This window comes from Mesorhizobium sp. KACC 23794 (assembly GCF_052180275.1).
GTDB lineage: Bacteria > Pseudomonadota > Alphaproteobacteria > Rhizobiales > Rhizobiaceae > Kumtagia.
On the sequence record NZ_CP197465.1, the window covers coordinates 4,625,000 to 4,646,186 of the forward strand.

Consider the following 21,187-nt stretch of genomic DNA (forward strand, 5'->3'; position numbering starts at 1 on the left):
CAGCCTCGATGTGCGGGGCTGCCGTGCAAGAATGCCGTGCGTTTTCTTCGGCGCCGACGGGTGAGCGCCGAAACGCATCGCCTCGCCGGACCAGGACAATCGCGCGATGGAACGCCGCCAACACTTCCGGCCGGATTATGGCTGGGCGGTTCGGCCGCGATCCAGTACGCCGCCGCCCTTCGCAAATCATTCAACCGATGGGTTGACCTTTAAGAGTCACCCACCTATATTCAACCCTATGGTTGAGCTTCAAACGCCCGAATTGAACGCCATCTTCCACGCCCTTGGCGATGCGACGCGCCGGCACATGCTGCGCGACCTCGCCAACGGCGAGCGAACCGTCAGCCAGCTTGCGGAGCCGTTTTCCATCTCGCTGGCGGCGGCCTCGAAGCACATCAAGGTGCTGGAGAATGCAAAACTGATCCGCCGCGAGGTGCGCGGCCGCACGCATCATTGCCGCCTCGCGCCCGGACCGCTTGCCACCGCGCACGAATGGCTTGGCTTCTACAAGCGCTTCTGGACCGACCGCCTCGACGAACTCGAACGGCTGCTGCGCGAGGACGACGCGCACAAATCGAAATCGCCAAAGGGAGACCATCGATGAACGAACGAACGACGATCGACGCCTATGGCGTGGTGACCGAGCCGGCGACGCTGACCATCCGGCGGCTCCTGCCCGGCCCCGCCGAGCGCATCTGGGCGTATCTGACGGAGAGCGACCTACGCCGCCAGTGGCTGGCCGCGGGCACGATGCAGGGCAAGGCGGGCACGCCGCTCGAACTTGTGTGGCGCAACGACGAGCTTTCCGAGCCGCCGGCACCCCGGCCGGCCGGTTTTCCCGAGGAACAGCGGATGCAGAGCCAAGTCACCGAGTTCGACCCGCCGCGAAGACTGTCGATCACCTGGCAAGGCAGCGGCGACGTCACCTTCGAACTGGAACCGAGAGGCAAGGACGTGCTGCTGACCGTCATCCACCGCCGCCTGCCCGACCGCACCTCGCTGCTGAATCATGCCGGCGGCTGGCACATGCACCTCGACATCCTGGCCGCCCGCGCCGCCGGCCAGCGGCCGGAGCCGTTCTGGGAAGGCTGGAGCCGCCTCAAGCAGGAATACGAGCGGCGGATACCGGCGTGATTTCCGCGCATCCCCGGCCCGCGCCAAGACTCAGGGGCAGAACTCAGCTCAAACCGTGAAACAGGAGACAGTCATGGACCGCAGCTTCACCACGACGTTCGCCGTCGACCAGACCCCGGAACAGGCCTTCGCGGCAATCAACAATCCTCGCGAATGGTGGTCACAAGAGATCGAAGGCACCACCGACAGGGTCGGCGAGGCATTCGACTATCATTACAGTGACGTCCACCGCTGCAAGATCGAGGTGACCGAACTGGTGCCCGGCAAGAAGGTGGCCTGGCATGTCCTCGACAATTTTTTCAGCTTCACCGAAGACACGACCGAGTGGAAGGACACGGACATCGTCTTCGACATCGCCAGCAAGGGCGGCAGGACGGAAGTCCGCTTCACCCATATCGGGCTTGTTCCCGAATACGAGTGCTACGAAGCCTGCCACGAGGGGTGGAGCACCTACATCAACAGCAGCCTGCGCGACTTGATCGCGACCGGCAAGGGACAGCCCAATGTCGGCGAGCCGATGACCGACAACGAGCGGGAGCTTACCGCCTGATCGCTTCCGCAATTGGCCTGGCCGCGTGGCACAGGGCAATCGCATATGAAGGTAACCCCCACCCCTAACCCCTCCCCACAAGGGGGAGGGGTTAGGGGTGGGGGTACGGCGTCGCGGAGTCCTCCATCGTTTTTCATATGCGGTTGCACGGCGAGCATGAGGCTCGCGCCGGATGCCCTTCGCGAGACCGGGCCGGCCGGCTACAGCTTGATCACATATTCCTTGCGGGTGGTCTCTACGACTTCCCAGGTACCCTTGAAGCCGGGCTGCAGGACAAAACTGTCGCCGGCCGTAACCGTGCGCGCCGCGCCGCCGTCCTCCGCGACGATCGAGACACCCGACAGGATGTGGCAGAACTCCCACTCGTCATATTGCACGCGCCATTTGCCGGGCGTCGATTCCCAGACGCCGGCGTAGAGCCCGCTTGGCTGCTCGTCGACATTCCACGAGCGGAATTTTGGATCGCCGGAGATGACGCGATCGGGCGCCGGGCCGCCATCTTCCGGCTGCACGGTGTTCGACGAGACGGGACGGAACTTTGCTGCCATGGGCTGACCTCGAGGAGTTGTGCCCGGTCTATCCGCTGCACCCGACCGCGGCAACCGGCGTTGCGAGGGGCGGAGCCGCGGGCGGAACATCGGCCGGCTGGACGGGACCGCGGCGGGATCGTGCCTGCCGCAACCCCATCCGGGGAGATCAGGCTTTCGCCAGAGCCTGGTCGAGATCGGCGATGATGTCGGCGATATCCTCTATGCCGACCGACAGCCTAACCGTGTCGGGCCCTGCCCCGGCCGCGATCTTCTGCTCGTCGGAAAGCTGGCGATGCGTGGTCGAAGCCGGGTGGATCACCAGCGATTTCGTGTCGCCAACATTGGCCAGGTGCGAGAACAACTCCAATGCCTCGACGAATTTCACGCCTGCCTCGTAGCCACCTTTCAGGCCGAAGGTGAAGACAGCACCGGCACCGCTCGGCGAATACTTTTTCGCGAGCGCCGCGTTCGGATCGTTCGGCAGGCCGGGATAGGAGACCCAGGCAACCTTGGCATGCTTCGACAGATGCTCGGCGACCTTTTGGGCGTTGTCGCAATGGCGCTGCATGCGGAGCGGCAGCGTCTCCAGCCCGGTCAGGATCAGGAAGGCGTTGAAGGGCGAGATCGCCGGCCCCATGTCGCGCAGGCCGAGCACGCGCGCCGCAATGGCGAAGGCGAAATTGCCGAACGTCTCGTGCAGAACGATGCCGCCATATTCGGGACGGGGCACCGAAAGCATCGGATAGTTGCCCGATTTCGACCAGTCGAAGGTGCCGCCGTCGACCAGAATGCCGCCGATCGAATTGCCGTGGCCGCCAATGAATTTGGTCAGCGAATGCACGACGATGTCGGCGCCGTGTTCGATCGGGCGCACGAGATAGGGCGTCGCCAGCGTGTTATCGACGATCAGCGGGATGCCGTGCTTGCGGGCGATGTTGCCGATCGCCTCCAGGTCGACGAACTCGCCGTTCGGGTTGGCGAGGCTTTCGACGAAAATCGCGCGGGTCCTGTCGTCGATCTGGGTTTCAAAACTCGGCACATCGCGCGTGTCGGCCCAGCGCACCTCCCAGCCGAAGTTCTTGAAGGCATGGCCGAACTGGTTGACCGAGCCGCCGTAGAGCCGGCGCGCCGCGACGAAATTATCGCCCGGCCGCATGATCGTGTGGAACACCAGCATCTGGGCGGCGTGGCCGGAGGCCACCGCGAGCGCCGCAGTGCCGCCTTCGAGCGCGGCGACGCGCTCCTCCAGCACCGCCTGGGTCGGGTTCATGATGCGGGTGTAGATGTTGCCGAACGCCTTCAGGCCAAACAGCGAGGCGGCGTGGTCGGCGTCGTCGAACACGAACGAGGTGGTCTGGTAGATCGGCGTGGCGCGGGCGCCGGTGGCCGGATCGGGTTTGGCGCCGGCATGGACGGCGAGCGTGCTGAACCCGGGTGTACGCTGGGACATGTTTCCTCCGAATACTTTCTTAAAAAACCGGACTATCTTTGGCGACCCGTCGGGGCGAATGCAAAGAAGAAAATTCCGCGCGCGTCAACTGTTAGCCATTAAGCCAGCCAATTTACCGCGCTTCCCCGCAAATTTCTTGCGGCTTACCTATTTCTGCCGCACGCCGAAACTCTGGAAACCCTGGCGCATGACCGGCTTCTTCGAGGAAAGCACGCGGCTGTTGACGCCGGTCCAGCCGATCTCGCCCGAGAGCCGGCCATATTCGATCTTCGGGCAACGGTTCATGACGACCTTGATGCCGGCGGCCTCGGCCTTGGCCGCTGCCTCGTCGTGGCGCACCGTCAGTTGCATCCAGATGACTTTCGGCAGCGGCTTGAGCGCCAGCACCTCGTCGACGATTGGCGGCACCGCGGCGGAAGCTCGGAAGATGTCGACCATGTCGATCGGCTCCTGCACGTCAGCCAGCTTCGCATAGGTCATGCGGCCCAGAATTTCCCTGCCGGCATGACCGGGATTGATCGGGAAGACGGTAAATCCCTTGTCGATCAAATATTTGGTGACGAAGAAGCTTGGCCGCACGTCATTCGCCGACGCGCCGACGACGGCGACACTCTTCACCGTGTTCAGGATCTCGGCGATGTAGTCATTGGAATAGGAATCGTGGTTCATGAGGGCAACGAGATACGGCCTTCCGCGTCGATCGGGAAGTCGGGATTGTGGGCGACTTCCCAGACATTGCCTTCCGTGTCGGAAAAATAGCCGTACCAGCCGCCCCAGAAGGCCTTTTGCGCCGGCTTGAGCACGGCGCCGCCGGCAGCCGCAGCGGTATCCAGCACCGCGTTCACCTCGGCGTCGGAGCGGGTGTTGTAGGCGAGAGCCGAGGCTGGGCGAGCATTGCCGACATTCGACGGCGGCAGGCCGTCCATGCCGGCATCGGTGGCGAGGTCTTTTCGTGTCCACAATGCGAGGATCAGGCCGCCCATCTGGAAGAAGGCGACGCCGTCGGTGACCTTCTGGTTCCGCTTCAGACCCATCGCCTCGTAGAAGCGCACCGCACGGCCGAGATCGTCAACGCCGAGGGTGACGATCGAAATGCGTGGTTCCAACGTCGCCTCCTCCGGGCTCCAGGCAGTCGAAATGCCAAGGACATGGCCGGTTGCAATTCCGCGCCGGATGGGCTCACATCGCTCCGGCACCGCATTTCTGGGAGACACTACATGCACAGGAAACTGTTGCAATATGCTTTGCCGCTTGCGTTTTTCCTGGTGCTGGCGTCCACCCCCGCAAGGGCCGGCCTCGCCGAAGGTGCGCAAGCGACGATGACGGAGGCGCTCGACCGATTCGGCGCCCTGCTGAAGGACGATGCCGCCAAAGCCTCGCCGCCGCAGCTTGCCGACCCGAAGGCCAAGCCCGCCTTCGACGCGCTGTTCGACCGCGGGAAGATCCTCGGCGAACACCCCTACAAGGCCGCCGACATCGAGCCGCTGCTGGGAATATTCAGCGGCTATTTCAACCTGTCGAAAGTCTATCTCGGCTTCCAGGATCCGGCGGGAACTGCGTCCACCGCCGACAATGAATTCGCCTATCAGGACGAACTCAGCCGGCTGGCCGTCGAAATGATCTTCAGCGGTGGGGCAATCTCGCAGGCGCTGACCGACTATGTCGAGACGGTTCCGGGCGGCACGGTGCCGGAGGAGCGCAAGGCGGGGCTGGCAAAGATGCGGATCGGCGTCAGCCAGATGTTTTCGGGCGTCATCGCGCTGCTGGAAAACCCGCGCTACGAAAAGCAGAACAAGATCGCGCTTGCCGACGCGCTGGCCGAGGCCGGGCCCTATCTCGCCGCCATCCTGCCGCCGGCCGACCGCAAGAACTTTTCGCAGACCGCCATGCAGAGCATGCTCAACACCCCGCCCGAGACTGTCGAGCCGATCAACGCCTTCATGAATTCCATGAGCGGCGAGGACTGCACGGCGCTGTGTGCGCTGAAGTAGGAGAATTGGTCTGGACTACGGCGCATGGCCGTGCGTGAGGACTATTCGCCCGTCCATTTCGGGTCGCGCTTGGCGATGAAGGCGCCGATGCCTTCCTCGGCATCGTGCGCCAGCATGTTCTCAACCATGACGCGCGTGGTGTGGTCGTAGGCTTCCGCCAGTCCCATCTCGGCCTGCGCGTAAAACGCTTCCTTGCCGATCTTCAGCGTCAGGGGCGATTTGGAAACAATGGTTTGCGCGTATTTGGTGACGATCTGATTCAAGTACTCGCGCGGCACGACGCGGTTGACCAGGCCGAAGTCGCGGGCGGTTCCGGCATCGATCGTCTCTCCGGTCAAAAGCATCTCCATCGCCTGCTTTCGCGATACGTTGCGCGACAGCGCCACCATCGGCGTCGAGCAGAACAGGCCGATATTGACGCCCGGCGTGGCGAAGGCCGCCTGGTCGCTGGCGATCGCCAGGTCGCAGGAGGCGACCAGTTGGCAGCCGGCAGCCGTGGCGATGCCGTCGACCTCGGCGATCACCGGTTTCGGGCAACGCACGATCGACTGCATCAGCGTGGCGCAAGCCGTCATCGTCTGCTCGAAGAAGGCCCTGCCCCGGTCGGCGTCGGCGCGATGCGCCGTCAGTTCCTTGAGGTCATGTCCCGCCGAAAACACTTTTCCGGCTGCTGCGATCACCACGACGCGCACGGAGGCGTCGTCGCGGGCACGGTCGAGCTGTGCCTGGAGATCGGCCATCGTGGCTATCGACAACGGATTGGCCGGCGGATTGGCCAGCGTCACGCGCAGGACGCCGGCGTCGAAAGCCGCAGTCACCGGTCCTTCGGCAACGGTCGGTCTGATCGCGACGATCTCGGCCATCTCGGTCTCCATAAGTCCGCGTGTATCATCGGAAAATAACAACGCGGCCGGTTGATTGACAGGGGAGGACAGTATTTTCTGGCGCCCGTCGCGAAATGGGGCTGGCGTTCCGAACGTCGCGAAAACGGGCAGGCAAGGAGGAGAAATGCCGGCACAGACAGGATTGGCGCCGGTCATGACCGCCGCCGAGATCAACAACCTGCTCGAAAAAATCTATCCGCAGCTCAACGAAAGCTACAGGTCCTACGAGGCCGTCGACGTTTTTCCCGGTGGCTGCACGGTCAGGCTCAACGCCGACGAACGGCATCTGCGTCCCGGCGGCACGGTGTCCGGCCCGTCGCTGTTCACGCTGGCCGATATCGGCGGCTATGTCTGCGTGCTGTCCCATGCCGGGCCGGACGCACTGTCGGTCACGACCAATCTCAACATCAACTTCATGCGCAAGGCGCCGGCTGGCCGCATCGACGGCCATTGCCGCATCCTGAAGCTGGGAAAGAGCCTGATGGTGTTCGACATCGAGATGGTCGCTGGCGGCGCGAGCGTGGCGCACGCGACGGGCACCTACTCGATCCCGCCGAAGCGGTAGACGCCGAAGGCAGTTCTTCAGCTCCGCTGCAGGGCCAGATGCGCGCCGAGCCCGACCAGGATCGCCCCGCCGGCGCGCTGCATCAGTTTTTGCGCACGGTTCGACCGCCGGAGCCGCGTCATCACCACGCTGGCCAGCATGACGCTGACGACGTCCGCGAACGAGAACATCAAATTGACGATCGTCCCCATCACGATGAACTGGATCCAAACCGGCGCGCCCGACGCATCGATGAACTGCGGCAGGAACGCCATGAAGAAGATCGCGGTCTTCGGGTTCAGCACCTCGACGGTGACGCTCTCGAAAAAGGCGCGGCGGGCGGATTTCGGCGCCAGGCCGGAGACGGCCACATCGCCTTGCGTCTTCGCGCGGAACAGCGAGATGCCCAGCCAGATCAGGTAGATGGCGCCGGCCAGCTTAACCGCCATGTAAAGCGTGGGCACGGCATGGAAGAGCACCGACAGCCCGGCCGCCGCGGCTAGCACATGCACATAACCCCCGATATGGATGCCGAGCGACGCCATCAGGCCGGACCATCGCCCGCCGGCCAGCGTGCGCGCCGCGGCGTAGAGCATGGCCGGGCCGGGAATGAAGGCGAAGATCGCGGTGGTCGCGAAAAAAGCTATCCAGACTTCCATCGAAGGCATCTTGCCAGCCCCTGTCGCCGCGCGATCCCTCTGGACCGCTCCAATGGCGAAAGCTCATAGCCGAAAAGACGACGCCAGTGCAGGAATCCTTGAGGTCCGGCCCCAGCCTCAGCTAAAAGCGGGCTCGGCGAAAAGGCACCAGCCGTTCGCCAGGAACAGGCTCTCCATGCTGACACCCCTCTTTTCTTACGGCTGCGAACTTGTCGGCTGGATGCTGCCCCAGAAATTCCTGTTCGATGCAGAGATGGCCTATGTGGCCTTCATTACCAATGGCCACGCCTGGTCGGCGCGATCAGGGCAGTGGATCGGCCCGGTCGTCGGCTCGCATGTCTTCGACGTCGACGGCCGCCCCGTCGCCTGGAACCCCGCCGCACCTCTGCGCGGTTTCGGCCGGCCGCTCCGCCCCGTCAACGTCGTGCGGGCTGTCAGCCCGGTGCGCCCCGCCCGCCCCGTTTCGCCGCTGCGGCCGCTGACCGCACCCGACCTGCCGGGCGGCTGGTCACAATTCAGCTATGCTGAATGGCTGGTCTCCAGCGATCCGAAACCGGTCGAGATCGTCGAGGAGGTCGTCGTGGTCGAGACGGTCGATGAGGTGGCTGTCGTCGCGGTAGTGGCTGTGGACGCCGGCGAAGCAGATGTCCGGGACGGCAGCGAGGCGCCAGATCATGGGGTAAAATAATACCTCCTATCTATCTATTTGATTTATCCTGCTCTTTTTGAACGCCGGCAAATCCGGTCTGCTTGACGCGGCAAAGCCCCTCGCCTATAGACCGCATCGAAAGCAGCGGCCCACCGGCCGCCGTTTCATTTTTGGCGATCTGCCTACCCGGTCCGCCAAATCAAGCAACAAGAAACGCCTTCTCACGAAGGTCCGAAAGAAAGAGCCTCCATGAAAACCTTTTCGCAGAAGCCAGCGGAAGTGGTGAAGAAGTGGGTGATGATCGACGCCGAAGGTCTCGTCGTCGGCCGCCTCGCCTCCATCGTCGCCAACCGCCTGCGCGGCAAGCACAAGCCGACTTTCACCCCGCACGTCGATGACGGCGACAACGTCATCATCGTCAATGCCGACAAGGTCGCCCTGACCGGCAAGAAGTTCACCGACAAGATTTATTACTGGCACACCGGCCACCCCGGCGGCGTCAAGGAGCGCACCGCGCGCCAGCTTCTGGAAGGCCGCTTTCCCGAGCGCGTCCTGGAGAAGGCGATCGAGCGCATGATCCCGCGCGGGCCGCTCGGCCGCCAGCAGATGAAGAACCTCCGCGTCTATAGCGGCGCCGAGCATCCGCACGCAGCACAGCAGCCCGTCGCCCTCGACGTAGGCGCGCTGAACAGCAAGAACAAGAAGGTTTCGTGATCATGGCTGAGCTCAACTCGCTCGCAGACCTCGGCACGGTTGCCGTCACGCCGCAGCCCGCCGCCCCCGTGCATGTCCAGAAACTTGACAAGCAGGGCCGCGCCTACGCCACGGGCAAGCGCAAGGACGCCATCGCCCGCGTCTGGGTGAAGCCGGGCAGCGGCAAGATCATCGTCAACGACAAGGAATTCGTGGCCTATTTCGCGCGTCCGGTGCTGCAGATGATCCTGCAGCAGCCGATCGTCGCGACCAACCGCGGCGGCCAGTTCGACGTGATCGCCACTGTTACCGGCGGCGGCCTCTCCGGCCAGGCGGGCGCGGTGCGCCACGGCATCTCCAAGGCGCTGACCTATTACGAGCCCGGCCTGCGCGGCGTGCTCAAGAAGGGCGGCTTCCTGACCCGCGACAGCCGCACCGTCGAGCGCAAGAAGTACGGCAAGGCGAAGGCCCGCCGCAGCTTCCAGTTCTCGAAGCGCTGATTTTTCGCCGGAGCTCTCCGCTCCGGCTGCCGAAAAGTTGCTAAGGGTCGCCCTCATCGGCGGCCCATTTTCATATGGTTCCTATTGACGGACGGACGCTCCTCTTCGACCTATGGAATTCCAGGCGTCGGGAGTTTTGATGCGTTTTCTTTCAATGATCTGCGCCGGGGTGGTCGCCCTGACGCTTGGGCTATCGCCCGCGCTTGGCGATCCGGTCGTGAATCAGCCCGTGGCTGTTGGGCAGGCGATCAAGGAGATCGTCGACAAGGACTTTTATCGGCCTGTCTCATTCCCAACGCTCGACACTGGAAGTCTGAACACCGCAACAATCGACCAAGCGCTGGCTGGGCTTGGAGCATCTCATACTCGGCGCGTCCAACCCGACCAGATCGACTACTATGAGATCCTGGACGCGTCGAAAGAAGGACTCGTCGACCCGCCTGCACGTCTGTTCGCTACGGACGGCTCGGTGGTTTATGCGGGGATCGGGATGATCACGCAAATCGTCTGCGGCAAACGCTTCGCGGCCGACGTCTACGACGGTGGGCCGGCCGCCAAGGCCGGAATCAGGGTCGGCGACGAGATTCTTGCAGTCGATGGCAAGCCGTATGAAGAAATAGCTTCGTTCGCGAGATCGATCGGCAAGACCCTCCCGATTACCGTCAGACGACGAAAAGACGAAGCGCCTGTCGATATTCCTGTCACCGTCGCTGAAATCTGGCCGAATGAGGCCTTCGTCTCGGCTGTCTCGTCGAGTGTCCGCACGATGCAGGATGGCGATCGGACAATCGGCTATATTCGTCTTTGGTCGCTATCGACGCCGCAGATAGAAGATCTCCTCCGCCACGAGATCAGCAAGGGGCGATTGAAAGACGCCGATGGACTTGTCGTGGACTTGCGCGGTCGCTTGGGCGGCCGGTTGGGACAGGTCCATGAACTGCTCGGCGACGGCATCGATATCGAACTGGTGCGGCGTGGCGGCGATACGAGGCGCGACGGGGTGGCTTGGAGCAAGCCGATCGTTGGCATTGTCGACGAAGGCACCAGAAGCGCTATGGAAATGCTGGCCTATTCCATGAAGAAGGATGGTGCCTTGTTGGTCGGCAAAACCACTGCAGGCGCAGTGTTGTCTGGAAAATCCTACGTGTTGCCGGACGATAGTCTTCTGCTTCTGGCGGTCGCAGACGTTCTCGTCGACGGCAAGCGGCTGGAAGGTGTCGGCGTCCCGCCCGACATCGAGGTGGAGAACCCGCTCCCCTACGCGGCAGGGGCCGATCCGCAACTGGATGCCGCCATTCGCGCGCTGAGGCGGAAATTGCAGTGACTTGACGCGGTGTGCGGCACGCCAGGCGCGAGCGTCTGGCGTGGTTCTTGCTGATCATCCCGTCAATGAGCGGATGTCCCGATCCGGGACAATCGTGACAGGGTTTTGCCGGGGAAATAACCAATGATCGTTTCGCTCCAGTATCTTCGCGGCGTCGCGGCGATGATGGTCGTCGCGTTCCACGCCTTCGACGTCCTGGCGCGCCTGGGTTCCGGCGGCGACAGCGAACAATTCATGATCGGGCTGGCCGGCGTCGACATTTTCTTCGTCATCAGCGGCTTCATCATGTGGATCATGGCTGAAAAGGCCTATCCGTCGCCGGCCGAGTTCATCCGCAAGCGACTGATCCGTATCGTACCGCTGTACTGGGCGCTGACCCTGTTCCTGGCGACGGTCGCGGTGGTGAAACCCGATCTGCTGTCGACCGCCGTCTTCGACCCGGCGCATTTCGTCGCCTCGATGGTGTTCATCCCGTGGCCGCACCCGAAACTCGATGCGGCCGTGCCTCTGCTGATCCCCGGCTGGACGCTGAACTACGAGATGGCCTTCTATGTCATCTTTGCAGCCTGCCTGCTGGTGCCGCCGCGCTGGCGGCTGGGCTCGCTGCTTGGCACGCTTGGAACGCTGGCGGTGATCGGCCTGTTCGTGAAAAAGGGCGGCGCGCTGGGTTTCTACACCGACACGCTGGTGCTGGAGTTCGCCGCCGGCGCGGTGCTCGCCTGGCTGTGGCAGCGCGGGGTCACGATACCGCGCGCCATGTCGCTGGTGCTGGTGGTCGCCGGCTTCACGCTGCTCTATCTCGGCGCCGGCGCGACGCTGCCGCGCATCATCAGCCTCGGCCTTCCGGCGGCGATGGTGGTCGCCGGCACGGTTTTCGCCGAAGACCTGTTGCGCAAACGGCCGTTCCAGCCGCTGCTGATGATCGGCGACGCCTCCTATTCGATCTACCTGTCGCAAGGCATCGGCCTCGCCGTCCTGGCAAAACTGTGGACCATGGCCGGCCTCGGCGGCGACGGCTGGCAGGCGGCAGCCTTCCTGGTCGTGTCGGTGACGGTCGGCGCCATTGGCGGCATCCTGCTTTATTTCTCGATCGAGAAGCCGATGCTCGCCTGGATGAACGCCAAGACCAGCCGGCGCCGGACCACCACCGCACGTCTTGCCGCCGCCACGGAAGCGCATGGCCAGCGCCGCTCGCACGCCTAGGCCGGAAGGTTTTGGCAAGCGTTTGGCGTTAAAGCGACGCAGGCACAGTCGAATCGGGTGACCGACAATGAAAATCGCGATCGTCGGGACGGGTTTCGTCGCCGACTATTACATGACGACGCTTGCCAACCATCCCAGCTTGCGGCTGGCAGGCGTGTTCGACCGCTCGGCGGCGCGGCTCGACCAGTTCGCTGCCTTCCACAAGGTCCGCAAATACGAGTCCCTCGCCGCCGTCACGGCCGACCCCGACGTGAAGATCGTCGTCAACCTGACCACGCCGGAAAGCCACTATGAAGTGTCGCGCGCGGCACTGGACGCAGGAAAACACGTTTATTGCGAAAAGCCGCTGGCCATGGACCTAGGCCACGCAAGCGAACTGGTCGCGCTGGCGGATGCGAAAGGGCTGGCGCTCGCCACCGCGCCGGCGAACGCCCTGAGCGACGCCCATGGCCTGGTGGCCGCGGCCCTTGCCCAAGGCCGCATCGGCACGCCGCGCCTAGTCTATGCCGAAATGGAGGACGGGCCGGTGTTCCGCGACAAATGGGCGACCTGGCGCTCGCGTTCCGGCGCGCCCTGGCCTGGCCTGCACGAATTCGAGATCGGCTGCACGCTGGAACATGCCGGCTATGCGCTGTCCTGGCTGGTATCGCTGTTCGGTGCGGTCGACACCTTGACCGCTTTCTCCGCGGTCACTTTTCCGGACAAAGGCCCCGGAACGCAGGACGTCGTCATGGCGCCGGATTTTTCGGTCGGCTGCCTTTCGTTCCGTTCCGGCCTCGTCGCCCGCCTGACTTCGGGGCTGGCGGCGCCAAAAGACCGCTCGCTGACCATTTTGGGCGACAAGGGTTCGATCACCGTGCGCGACCTCTGGGACAACCGTTCCGCGGTCTTCGTCGAGGAGACCGCCGCGCCGCGAAAACTGGCGACGCGCGTCGTGAACCGGCTGGAGGCAAAGCTCGGCCGCTTCATCCCATGGAAACCGACGCCCGGCCAGCGGCTGGCGTATTCCTCCGGGACACGGAGCGACGCGATGCCCAATTTTCCATCGCAGATCGATTTTTGCCGGGGCATCGCCGCCCAGGCGAAGGCCATCGAGGCCGGCGAACACCCGTATTTTTCGGGCAATCGCGCCCTGCACATCACGGAGCTGGCGCTGGCGCTCAACAACGCCGGCAGCCTGCCGCAGCCCTACAAGGTGCTGAGCAACTTCTGAGGCCGCCTGAACCGCGCCGATCTAGGCGGACGCCGTCGTCCCCTTGTCGACGAGGAAGACAAGCCCGGCCATGAGCGCCAAGGCGAGACTGTGCGGGACGCGTACGCATCGAAAAACCGACGCGGATGCGGCTGGATGTGAGATCCTGCCGGGAAGCACCGGCGGCCTCAGTACAGCGGTTCTTCGAAGAGTTTGGTGTCTCCGTCCATAAGCGCCTTGATCTGCGCGGCTCCATCGGAACCGACCGCCGCCAGAACGCCGAAACTGCGCACTCGCATGTCGCGCTCGATCGGCTTGCCCTCGCCTTCCGGCAGGTAAAAGCGCTCGATGCCATAGTCGACGCGGATCGGCATGTCTGACGAGGCATAAGCAAGCCGGCCGTGCAACTGGACCTCGTCGGCTCCGGTCGGCGTAGGTGGAAAGTCTGACACCGAAGCGGAGGCGACAGTCCAAAAACCATCGGGCTGCCGCTTGATGCGCACATAGACATCGGCGCCTCCCTCCGCCTCCCCTCCGTAAGGCGCGAAGACCACCAGGCCGCGCGGGATGGTTGAAATATCATAGCCGAGCCGGACATAGTCGCCGCGCAGCAGATCGCGCGGATCGACCGGCTCCACCTTCAGCAAGACTTCGCGGCCGTCGCGCAGCACAGCAGCGCGGGCGGCGATGATCCACGACAGGAAGCCGATCTGGAGGACAGCCAGGGCCAGCGCGAAAACGACCAAGATATAGCGGCGCATCAGGCGGGCTCCGTCTTCATGCGGCGCTCGATGCGGATGATCAGGAACGCGGCAATCGCGAGCACCAGCCCCACCGCCAGCAGCAGCCCGGCCGTGCCGAGCATGGTGCCGACCGTCGCCACATAGACGAAGCAGAGCTCGAAGGCGAAACCGAGATAGGCAAGCCAACGCAGGCCCCGGCTGTCGCGGCCGAGCAGGTAGACCGTGGCGGCGATGACGGCGAAGACCACCAGCGCCGCGACGACGAGCATCGCCTTGTTGTCCGTATGCTCGGCCTGCAGCATCGCCGCGCCGGTGAGAAAGCCCAGCAACGCATGCAGCGGCAGGCGGCCGTCGAGCCGTACCAGACGCTCCACAACCGGACCGGCAAGCGCCGAAGCGGCGAGCAGGATCAGCGATACCACGGCAAGACAGGAGGCAACGAACGTGACGTCACGATCGACGGCGAGCATCATCGCATAGGCGATCAGCGACAGGACAAGCAGATGGCGCGCGGCGGTGCTTCGGGTCCACAGGGACACCAGCCACAAGGCGGCCGCGGCGAGCGGATAGGCGAGCGGCACGACACTCCTGCCCCAGATGTCGAAACCCTCCGTGAACAGCCAGGCCGCCGCGATTGCCGCCGCGCCGATCGTCAGGGTGCCAGAGCGCAGCAGGATGGCGGCAAGCGCCGTGCCGGCGCACCAAATCAGGATCGCCGTCTCCTCGTCGCCGGCGAGGTGATACATCTGGCCGATCAGCGCAATGCCGCCGCCGAACGCGGCGGCGGCGATCAGCCAGGCCGCTTCGGCAAAAGCGTCATAGCCGCGCATCTTGGACAACGCGCCGCCGACGTAGCCCGCGAAGATGAGGGCGAACAGGACCGCGACGCGTGCAAGCCTGGGGATCGCCTCCCAGTTCGAAGCGATGACCAGCAGCAGTGCGGCGCTAAGCAGAAGCGCCGCCATCATCATCAGGATGAAACCGAAGCTGAAAGAGCGCCGGTCGTTCGCCTCGGCATCACGCAGCATGGCGGCGCCGGTCGCTCGGTCGATCAGTCCCTGCCCTACCCAGCGCTCGACGTCATGAGCCAGCCGCTTCGAATACCCCGTCATCCGGCCTCCGCGCCGCGTCCGATCACAACGTCAGTTTCGGGGCGCAACCGCTTGACGTCACGAAATGATTTCGAATCGGCCGCAATCACGCCACACCTGCTAAAGGCAGTTAATGTTGCATTGCACAATTCGCATTGCTGCCATGCGGTATCGACACTTTTCTTACGCCCGCCCCACGCTTATTTTCGGATCGTGAAAAAAAGAAAAGAACGAAAGACGAAACGAGCAAGACCATGAACCTGATCCGCAACTATCGCAACTGGCGCCGCTACCGGGAAACCGTTTCCGAGCTGAACCGCCTGTCGAACCGCGAGCTTTCCGATCTCGGCTTCAGCCGCAGCGACATCCCTTACGTCGCGCGAAAGGCCATCTAAGGAATTTCGTCGGGACCGACCTCCTCCCCGGTCCCTTCGGATACGGCCAGTCCTCACCTCCTCCCGATGACTGGCCACCCAAACGGCACCCGCCGGACCTCCTCCCCCGGCGGGTGCTGTTGAAATCGGGTTTCGCACCCACCATATGCGAAAAGAACATCGCCGGCCCATCCTCCTCCCAGGGCTTGGCGACTACGGGCAGCCTTCTCCTCCTCCCGAACGCTGCCCGGCCTATGCGGCGCCCGCCGGACCTCCTCCCCCGGCGGGTGTTGCTTTATCGAGGCCCCGCTTCGCTCCGATATCCCTCCGCATCTCGCATCCGCGGCCGTTGCTTTAAGCCGGCGAGCGGATTATCTGCCGTGCGATGACAAACCCAATCCATATCATCGGCGGCGGGCTTGCCGGATCCGAGGCTGCATGGCAGGCCGCCCAGGCCGGCGTGCCGGTCGTCCTGCACGAGATGCGCCCCGTGCGCGGCACCGATGCGCACAAGACCGATGGCCTAGCCGAACTGGTCTGCTCGAATTCCTTTCGCTCCGACGACGCCGAAGCCAACGCCGTTGGCCTGCTTCATGCCGAGATGCGGCTGGCGAATTCCCTCATCATGGCGTGCGGCGATGCGCATCAGGTGCCGGCCGGCGGGGCTTTGGCGGTCGACCGCGACGGTTTTTCGGCTGCGGTAACGGCCAAGCTGGAAGCGCATCCACTGATCGGTATCGTGCGCGAGGAAGTGACCGGCCTGCCGCCGGGGAACTGGGACCAGGCGATCATCGCCACCGGCCCGCTGACCGCGCCGTCGCTCGCCGAAGCAATCGCGGACCAGACCGGGACTGACGCGCTGGCCTTCTTCGATGCCATCGCGCCGATCGTGCATTTCGACACGATCGACATGAATGTCTGCTGGTTCCAGTCGCGCTACGACAAGGTCGGGCCGGGCGGCACCGGCAAGGATTATATCAATTGCCCGCTGGACAAGGCGCAATACGAAGCCTTTGTCGCCGCGCTGGTCGACGGCCAAAAGACAGAATTCAAGCAGTGGGAAGGCACGCCGTATTTCGACGGCTGCCTGCCGATCGAGGTGATGGCCGAACGCGGCGTGGAAACGCTGCGGCACGGGCCGATGAAGCCGATGGGCCTGACCAATGCGCATAACCCGACGGTGAAGGCGTACGCGGTGGTGCAGCTTCGGCAGGACAACGCGCTGGGCACGCTCTACAACATGGTCGGCTTCCAGACAAAACTGAAGCACGGCGAGCAGGTGCGCATCTTCAAGACCATCCCGGGACTGGAGAACGCCGAGTTCGCCCGCCTCGGCGGGCTGCACCGCAACACCTACATCAACTCGCCCACCTTGCTCGACCCGACGCTGCAGTTGAAGGGCCGGCCCGGCCTGCGCTTTGCCGGCCAGATCACCGGCTGTGAGGGCTATGTCGAAAGCGCGGCCATCGGCCTGCTGGCGGGACGCTTCGCAGCGGCTGAGCGGCTTGGTCAACCGATCTCGGCACCGCCGGCAACGACAGCCTTCGGCGCGCTGCTCAACCACATCACCGGCGGGCACATCGTTTCCGACGAGGAACCGGGAAAACGCTCGTTCCAGCCGATGAACGTCAATTTCGGCCTGTTCCCGCCGCTGGAGCCCGGCACCAAACTCAGGCCGGACGATTTCGAGGGCCGCTTCCGCGGCAAGGACAAGACGATCGCCAAGAAGAAGGCGACGACGGCAAGGGCGCTGCGGGATTGCCGGGCATGGCTGGGAATGGCGCCTACGGTGAAGGCGGCTGAGTGAGCCAGTTACCAGCCTTTTGAGGCTGTGTTGAAAAGCCGCCAGTGCCGTTTCCAGCCGGGAATATCCGCCGGCTGCGCCAAGGCAGCCCGCGGGCTTCGCACCAGAACGGCCAGATAGGCCGGCACCGGAGCCAGCGGCAGGAAGGCCGGGCGGAGGGTTTGTGGCACTTGCGTCGCGCCTGCGACAAAGGCCGACAAATGGTCCTGCGCCAACGCGATCATGGCAAGGACGGCGCGTTCGGCCGACTCGTTTGCGCCGGTGGTAATGAACTCTTCCGGCGTCGTCCCCGCGGCTGCGAGGATGTCGCGCGGCACGTAGCATTGGCCCCTGGCCCGGTGCACCGGCAGCCTCCTGAGCAAGCCGGTGATCGCTTGCGCGCAGCCGGCATGACCGGCGAGGGCTGCGAAATCCGGTGCGGCTTGCGCGTCAAGCACCATCGCAGCCAGTTGGATCAGCGCGCCTGACGTCTCGCCGCAATAGCCTTCGAGATCGGTGCGCGATGGCATCGGATCGTCGTAAAGGTCGAAGATGCGCGCTTCGAGGTAATTGTCGAAAGCTCGTTCCGGGAGATCATATTCGGCGATCGTCCTGAGCAGCGCGTCGGCGACGGGGTGGCCGGTCGCTTCGCCCGCACGCCGGTTGGCGATCGTGTCGCGCCACCATTGCAGCCGGACCTCGCCGGGCAACGCTTCGCGGATGCGGCCACGAATGCCGACGATCTCGGCGTCGAAGGCGTACAGCGAAAGCAGCGCCCCGCGCTTGCCCTGCGGCGCGTAGAGCGCGCTGAGATAGCGGTCGTGATCCGCCGCGCGAACCTGTTCAGCGACCAGCTTTGCTTCATCCGTCACGGATCGGTTTCCGGCCGGCCTAGTCGACGGCAATCAGCGCGGCCGCAACAGCGCGGTCTTCGGCGAGCAGTACGTTGTAGGTGCGCACCGCGGCGCCTGTCGACATCGGCTCGGCGGATATGCCGGCCTCGCGCAATGCGGCTCGCAAGGCGGCGGGCAGCGGGCGCAGGTTCCTGCCGGTGCCGACCAGCAGGATCTGTACGCTCCCGGCCTCGGCGATAAGCCGGCTGAAGTCGGCGGGCGTCAGCGCCGCCGGATCGGCTGGCTCCCAGCCGTAGACGCCGGAAGGCAGGCACAGCAGCGAACCGCGATGCGACATGTCGGCGAAGCGGAAGCCGCCATTGCCATAGGCCTCGATCGGCGCCCGACCCGGAAAATGCGCGTCCCTGATGACGATGCCGGCCGTCACGAAACGGCCGTTCAGGTCTGCGAAGGCTGGGCAGTCGCCGGCAGCTTGGTGTCGTCCTTGCCGTCCGCGCCCGCCCCCTCAGGCCGGAGCCGGAACAGGATCAGCAACGGTCCGGCGACGAAGATCGACGAATAGGTGCCGACCAGGATGCCGAAGATCATGGCGAAGGTGAAGGAGCGAATGACCTCGCCGCCGAACAGATAAAGCGCGATCAGCGCCAGCAGCGTCGTGACGCCGGTCAGCACGGTGCGCGACAGCGTCTGGTTCATCGACAGATCGAGCAACTGCTCGATCGGCATCTTCTTGTATTTGCGCAAATTTTCACGCACGCGGTCGTAGACCACGACGGTGTCGTTAATCGAATAGCCGACAATCGTCAGGATCGCCGCGATACTGGTCAGATTGAACTCCAGGCCGGAGACGACGTAGAGGCCAACCATCAAGGTCACGTCGTGAACCGTGGCGATCACCGCTCCGAGGCCGAACTGCCACTCGAACCGGAACCAGATATAGACCAGCATCGCCATCAGCGAGGCGAGGATGCCCATCGTTCCGGCCCAGGCAAGCTCCGACGACACGGTCGGGCCGACTGATTCCACCTTGCGGAAGTCATAGCTGTCCGCCAGCACCAATCGAACCTTCTCGACCACGCTCTGTTCGGCGTTGTCGCCGGCATTCTGGCCTTCGACGCGAATGAGCAGGTCGCGGTCCGAGCCGAACTCCTGAACCTGGACGTCGCCCATGTTGAGTTCGTTGAGCACCTCGCGCACAGCGGCCGAATCGGCCGGGCCGTCCTTGGACTGGACCTCGATGCTGGTGCCGCCGCGGAAGTCGATGCCATAGTTCATCTCGATCGAGAAGAACAGCACCACCGCTGCCAGCGAAAGCGCCGCCGAAAGCGTGAAGGCGTATCGGCGCCAGCTCATGAACGGCAGTTTGGTGTCGTCCGGGATGAAGCGGATCAAGCCCTTCGGCAGTTCCTTCGGCTTGGAGTGCTTCAGCCAGAAGGCGATCATCCAGCGCGTCAGGGTGAAGGCGGTGAAGACGGTGGTGATGATACCGATGGCAAGCGTGATCGCAAAGCCCTTCACCGGCCCGGTGCCCATGTAGAACAGGATGACGGCCGCGATGAAGGTCGTGAAATTGGCGTCGACGATGGTCGCCAATGCGCGTGCAAAACCCTGGTCGAGCGATTGCACCAGCGAGCGGCCCCATCGCCGCTCCTCGCGGACGCGCTCGTAGATGATGACGTTGGAGTCCACCGCCATGCCAACCGTCAGCACGATGCCGGCGATGCCGGGCATGGTCAGCGTCGCGCCAAGCACGGACAGGATGGCGATGATGAGCGTCACGTTGGCGGCAAGCGCGATGTTGGCGATGATGCCCAGCGTGCCATAGGCGACCAGCATGAAGGCGACGACGAGAATACCGGCGATGATGGCCGCGAACTCGCCGGCGGCGACCGAGTCAGCGCCAAGGCTCGGGCCGACCGTGCGTTCCTCGACGATGGTGAGGTCAGCGGGCAAGGCGCCGGCGCGCAGCAGCACAGCCAGGTCGTTGGCGGATTCGGGGGTGAAATTGCCTGAGATCTGGCCGCTGCCGCCAAGGATCGGCTCGTTGATGCGCGGCGCCGAGATCACCTGGTTGTCGAGGATGATGGCGAAGAGTTTTCCGACATTCTGCTGGGTCGCCTGGCCGAAGCGGGCCGCGCCCTTGCCGTCGAAGCGGAAGGAGACGACCGGCTCGTTGGTGCGCTGGTCGAAGGTCGCCTGGGCGTCGGTGAGGTTTTCGCCCGAAACGATGACGCGGTCCTCGATCAGGTAAGGAACCGGCGGATCGTCGGTGGAATAGAGCACGCTCGACCCGGCCGGCGGACGGCCCTGAACGGCCTCCTGCACCGGCATGGACTGATCAACCATCTGGAAGGTCAGCTTGGCGGTCTGGCCGAGGATATCCTTCAGCCGCTGCGGGTCCTGGAGGCCGGGCACCTGGACGAGCACGCGGTCGGCGCCCTGGCGCTGGATCGTCGGCTCGGTCGTGCCTAGTTCGTTGACGCGCCTGCCGATGACCTCGATCGACTGGGTGACGGCCGAGGACATGCGGTAGTTGATGCCCTCTTCCGTAAGCGTATAGCGCAGCAAGCCCTGCTCCGGCTCTTCCAGCGTCAGTTCGGAGATCGCGCCCGTACCGAACAGGCTGTTGGTTACCGGCTGGAGGAGCGACGCCAGCGCCGTCTTCGCCTGCTCGACCTCATTGGCCTCGCGGATGCGCACCTGCACCGACGTGCCGGTGCCGGAGAGGCCGGTGTAGCCGATCTTGGCGTCGCGCAGCAGGGTACGGATATCGTCGCGTACCGTCTGCAGGCGTTCGTTGACGAGGTCGTTGCGGTCAACGGCAAGAAGAATGTGGGAACCGCCCTGCAGGTCGAGGCCGAGCGTCATCGGCCGGTCGGGCACCCATCTCGGCAGGCTGTCGCGGAAGGATTCCGAGAACAGATTGGGGATGGCAAAAATCACGCCCAGGAGCACCGCGCCCCAGATCGAAATCGTCTTCCAGCGTGAAAAATAGAGCATCTTGCCTCTGTCAGTCGGAAGTGTAGTTCCCGAAGGCGT

The 21,187-nt window shown here is 64.2% G+C and carries 24 protein-coding genes; 13 read left to right on the plus strand and 11 right to left on the minus strand.

Annotation, left to right across the window (positions count from 1 at the left end):
- Positions 1 to 238 precede the first annotated feature (238 nt).
- The 3 genes from ACSBOB_RS22720 (at position 239) to ACSBOB_RS22730 (ending at position 1,684) form a co-directional block, all read left to right on the plus strand.
- Entirely contained in the window at positions 239 to 604 is a 366-nt protein-coding gene (locus tag ACSBOB_RS22720; RefSeq protein WP_442578332.1) for an ArsR/SmtB family transcription factor, read from the plus strand.
- Positions 601 to 1,134 carry an SRPBCC family protein gene (locus ACSBOB_RS22725; protein ID WP_442578333.1) on the plus strand — a complete coding sequence of 178 codons (534 nt, stop codon included), beginning with the start codon at positions 601 to 603 and terminating at the stop codon, positions 1,132 to 1,134. Before ACSBOB_RS22720 ends, ACSBOB_RS22725 begins: the two co-directional genes overlap by 4 nt.
- Positions 1,135 to 1,207: 73 nt before the next feature.
- Entirely contained in the window at positions 1,208 to 1,684 is a 477-nt protein-coding gene (locus ACSBOB_RS22730; protein WP_442578334.1) for an SRPBCC family protein, read from the plus strand.
- Between the two features lie 200 nt (positions 1,685 to 1,884).
- Here ACSBOB_RS22730 and ACSBOB_RS22735 read toward each other — a convergent pair whose 3' ends face one another.
- The 4 genes from ACSBOB_RS22735 to ACSBOB_RS22750 form a co-directional block, all read right to left on the minus strand.
- Complete coding sequence (locus ACSBOB_RS22735) at positions 1,885 to 2,232, minus strand: cupin domain-containing protein (RefSeq protein ID WP_442578335.1); 348 nt, start codon at positions 2,230 to 2,232, stop codon at positions 1,885 to 1,887.
- A gap of 148 nt (positions 2,233 to 2,380) precedes the next feature.
- Positions 2,381 to 3,664, minus strand: coding sequence for an O-acetylhomoserine aminocarboxypropyltransferase (locus ACSBOB_RS22740; RefSeq protein ID WP_442578336.1), 1,284 nt, complete (start codon positions 3,662 to 3,664; stop codon positions 2,381 to 2,383).
- A 147-nt stretch (positions 3,665 to 3,811) separates the two neighbouring features.
- Positions 3,812 to 4,333: a CoA-binding protein gene (locus ACSBOB_RS22745; RefSeq protein ID WP_442578337.1), complete on the minus strand. Its 522-nt coding sequence runs from the start codon at positions 4,331 to 4,333 to the stop codon at positions 3,812 to 3,814.
- Entirely contained in the window at positions 4,330 to 4,770 is a 441-nt protein-coding gene (locus ACSBOB_RS22750) for a VOC family protein (protein ID WP_442578338.1), read from the minus strand. Before ACSBOB_RS22750 ends, ACSBOB_RS22745 begins: the two co-directional genes overlap by 4 nt.
- 111 nt (positions 4,771 to 4,881) lie before the next feature.
- Between ACSBOB_RS22750 and ACSBOB_RS22755 the strand changes: the two genes are divergently transcribed.
- Positions 4,882 to 5,655: a hypothetical protein gene (locus ACSBOB_RS22755; RefSeq protein ID WP_442578339.1), complete on the plus strand. Its 774-nt coding sequence runs from the start codon at positions 4,882 to 4,884 to the stop codon at positions 5,653 to 5,655.
- Positions 5,656 to 5,696: 41 nt separating this feature from the next.
- Here the strand turns inward: ACSBOB_RS22755 and ACSBOB_RS22760 are convergent, their stop codons facing one another.
- Complete coding sequence (locus tag ACSBOB_RS22760) at positions 5,697 to 6,518, minus strand: enoyl-CoA hydratase (RefSeq protein ID WP_442578340.1); 822 nt, start codon at positions 6,516 to 6,518, stop codon at positions 5,697 to 5,699.
- Between the two features lie 145 nt (positions 6,519 to 6,663).
- Here ACSBOB_RS22760 and ACSBOB_RS22765 point away from each other — a divergent pair, with 145 nt between their 5' ends.
- A complete protein-coding gene (locus ACSBOB_RS22765; protein WP_442578341.1) occupies positions 6,664 to 7,104 on the plus strand; it encodes a PaaI family thioesterase in 441 nt (146 codons plus the stop codon).
- A 17-nt stretch (positions 7,105 to 7,121) separates the two neighbouring features.
- Here ACSBOB_RS22765 and ACSBOB_RS22770 read toward each other — a convergent pair whose 3' ends face one another.
- Positions 7,122 to 7,751 carry a LysE family translocator gene (locus ACSBOB_RS22770; protein WP_442578342.1) on the minus strand — a complete coding sequence of 210 codons (630 nt, stop codon included), beginning with the start codon at positions 7,749 to 7,751 and terminating at the stop codon, positions 7,122 to 7,124.
- A 166-nt stretch (positions 7,752 to 7,917) separates the two neighbouring features.
- Between ACSBOB_RS22770 and ACSBOB_RS22775 the strand changes: the two genes are divergently transcribed.
- From ACSBOB_RS22775 to ACSBOB_RS22800, 6 genes are all read left to right on the plus strand, one after another.
- Positions 7,918 to 8,430: a 4-fold beta flower protein gene (locus tag ACSBOB_RS22775; protein ID WP_442578343.1), complete on the plus strand. Its 513-nt coding sequence runs from the start codon at positions 7,918 to 7,920 to the stop codon at positions 8,428 to 8,430.
- Between the two features lie 210 nt (positions 8,431 to 8,640).
- Positions 8,641 to 9,105, plus strand: coding sequence for a 50S ribosomal protein L13 (rplM, locus tag ACSBOB_RS22780; protein ID WP_442578344.1), 465 nt, complete (start codon positions 8,641 to 8,643; stop codon positions 9,103 to 9,105).
- Positions 9,106 to 9,107: 2 nt separating this feature from the next.
- A complete protein-coding gene (gene rpsI / locus ACSBOB_RS22785; protein ID WP_442578345.1) occupies positions 9,108 to 9,584 on the plus strand; it encodes a 30S ribosomal protein S9 in 477 nt (158 codons plus the stop codon).
- Positions 9,585 to 9,723: 139 nt separating this feature from the next.
- Positions 9,724 to 10,908: a S41 family peptidase gene (locus ACSBOB_RS22790; RefSeq protein ID WP_442578346.1), complete on the plus strand. Its 1,185-nt coding sequence runs from the start codon at positions 9,724 to 9,726 to the stop codon at positions 10,906 to 10,908.
- Between the two features lie 123 nt (positions 10,909 to 11,031).
- Positions 11,032 to 12,111, plus strand: a complete 1,080-nt coding sequence (locus ACSBOB_RS22795) for an acyltransferase family protein (protein WP_442578347.1) — start codon at positions 11,032 to 11,034, stop codon at positions 12,109 to 12,111.
- A 67-nt stretch (positions 12,112 to 12,178) separates the two neighbouring features.
- Positions 12,179 to 13,324, plus strand: coding sequence for a Gfo/Idh/MocA family protein (locus ACSBOB_RS22800; protein WP_442578348.1), 1,146 nt, complete (start codon positions 12,179 to 12,181; stop codon positions 13,322 to 13,324).
- Between the two features lie 167 nt (positions 13,325 to 13,491).
- Here the strand turns inward: ACSBOB_RS22800 and ACSBOB_RS22805 are convergent, their stop codons facing one another.
- Together ACSBOB_RS22805 and ACSBOB_RS22810 are read right to left on the minus strand one after the other, a co-directional pair.
- A complete protein-coding gene (locus ACSBOB_RS22805; protein WP_442583800.1) occupies positions 13,492 to 14,067 on the minus strand; it encodes a GDYXXLXY domain-containing protein in 576 nt (191 codons plus the stop codon).
- Positions 14,064 to 15,158: a DUF2157 domain-containing protein gene (locus ACSBOB_RS22810; RefSeq protein ID WP_442578349.1), complete on the minus strand. Its 1,095-nt coding sequence runs from the start codon at positions 15,156 to 15,158 to the stop codon at positions 14,064 to 14,066. Before ACSBOB_RS22810 ends, ACSBOB_RS22805 begins: the two co-directional genes overlap by 4 nt.
- A 233-nt stretch (positions 15,159 to 15,391) precedes the next feature.
- Between ACSBOB_RS22810 and ACSBOB_RS22815 the strand changes: the two genes are divergently transcribed.
- Both ACSBOB_RS22815 and trmFO read left to right on the plus strand, forming a co-directional pair.
- Entirely contained in the window at positions 15,392 to 15,532 is a 141-nt protein-coding gene (locus ACSBOB_RS22815) for a DUF1127 domain-containing protein (protein ID WP_442578350.1), read from the plus strand.
- Positions 15,533 to 15,896: 364 nt separating this feature from the next.
- On the plus strand, positions 15,897 to 17,318 hold the full coding sequence (gene trmFO / locus ACSBOB_RS22820; protein WP_442578351.1) for a methylenetetrahydrofolate--tRNA-(uracil(54)-C(5))-methyltransferase (FADH(2)-oxidizing) TrmFO: 1,422 nt from the start codon (positions 15,897 to 15,899) through the stop codon (positions 17,316 to 17,318).
- Positions 17,319 to 17,323: 5 nt separating this feature from the next.
- Here trmFO and ACSBOB_RS22825 read toward each other — a convergent pair whose 3' ends face one another.
- The 3 genes from ACSBOB_RS22825 to secDF are packed head-to-tail and all read right to left on the minus strand — an operon-like array spanning position 17,324 to position 21,148.
- The gene (locus tag ACSBOB_RS22825) at positions 17,324 to 18,166 is read right to left on the minus strand and encodes a phytoene/squalene synthase family protein (protein WP_442578352.1); all 843 of its coding nucleotides are present in this window, start codon (positions 18,164 to 18,166) and stop codon (positions 17,324 to 17,326) included.
- A gap of 19 nt (positions 18,167 to 18,185) precedes the next feature.
- The gene (locus tag ACSBOB_RS22830; RefSeq protein ID WP_442578353.1) at positions 18,186 to 18,575 is read right to left on the minus strand and encodes an Mth938-like domain-containing protein; all 390 of its coding nucleotides are present in this window, start codon (positions 18,573 to 18,575) and stop codon (positions 18,186 to 18,188) included.
- A gap of 11 nt (positions 18,576 to 18,586) precedes the next feature.
- Positions 18,587 to 21,148, minus strand: coding sequence for a protein translocase subunit SecDF (secDF, locus tag ACSBOB_RS22835; RefSeq protein WP_442578354.1), 2,562 nt, complete (start codon positions 21,146 to 21,148; stop codon positions 18,587 to 18,589).
- Between the last annotated feature and the right edge of the window lie 39 nt (positions 21,149 to 21,187).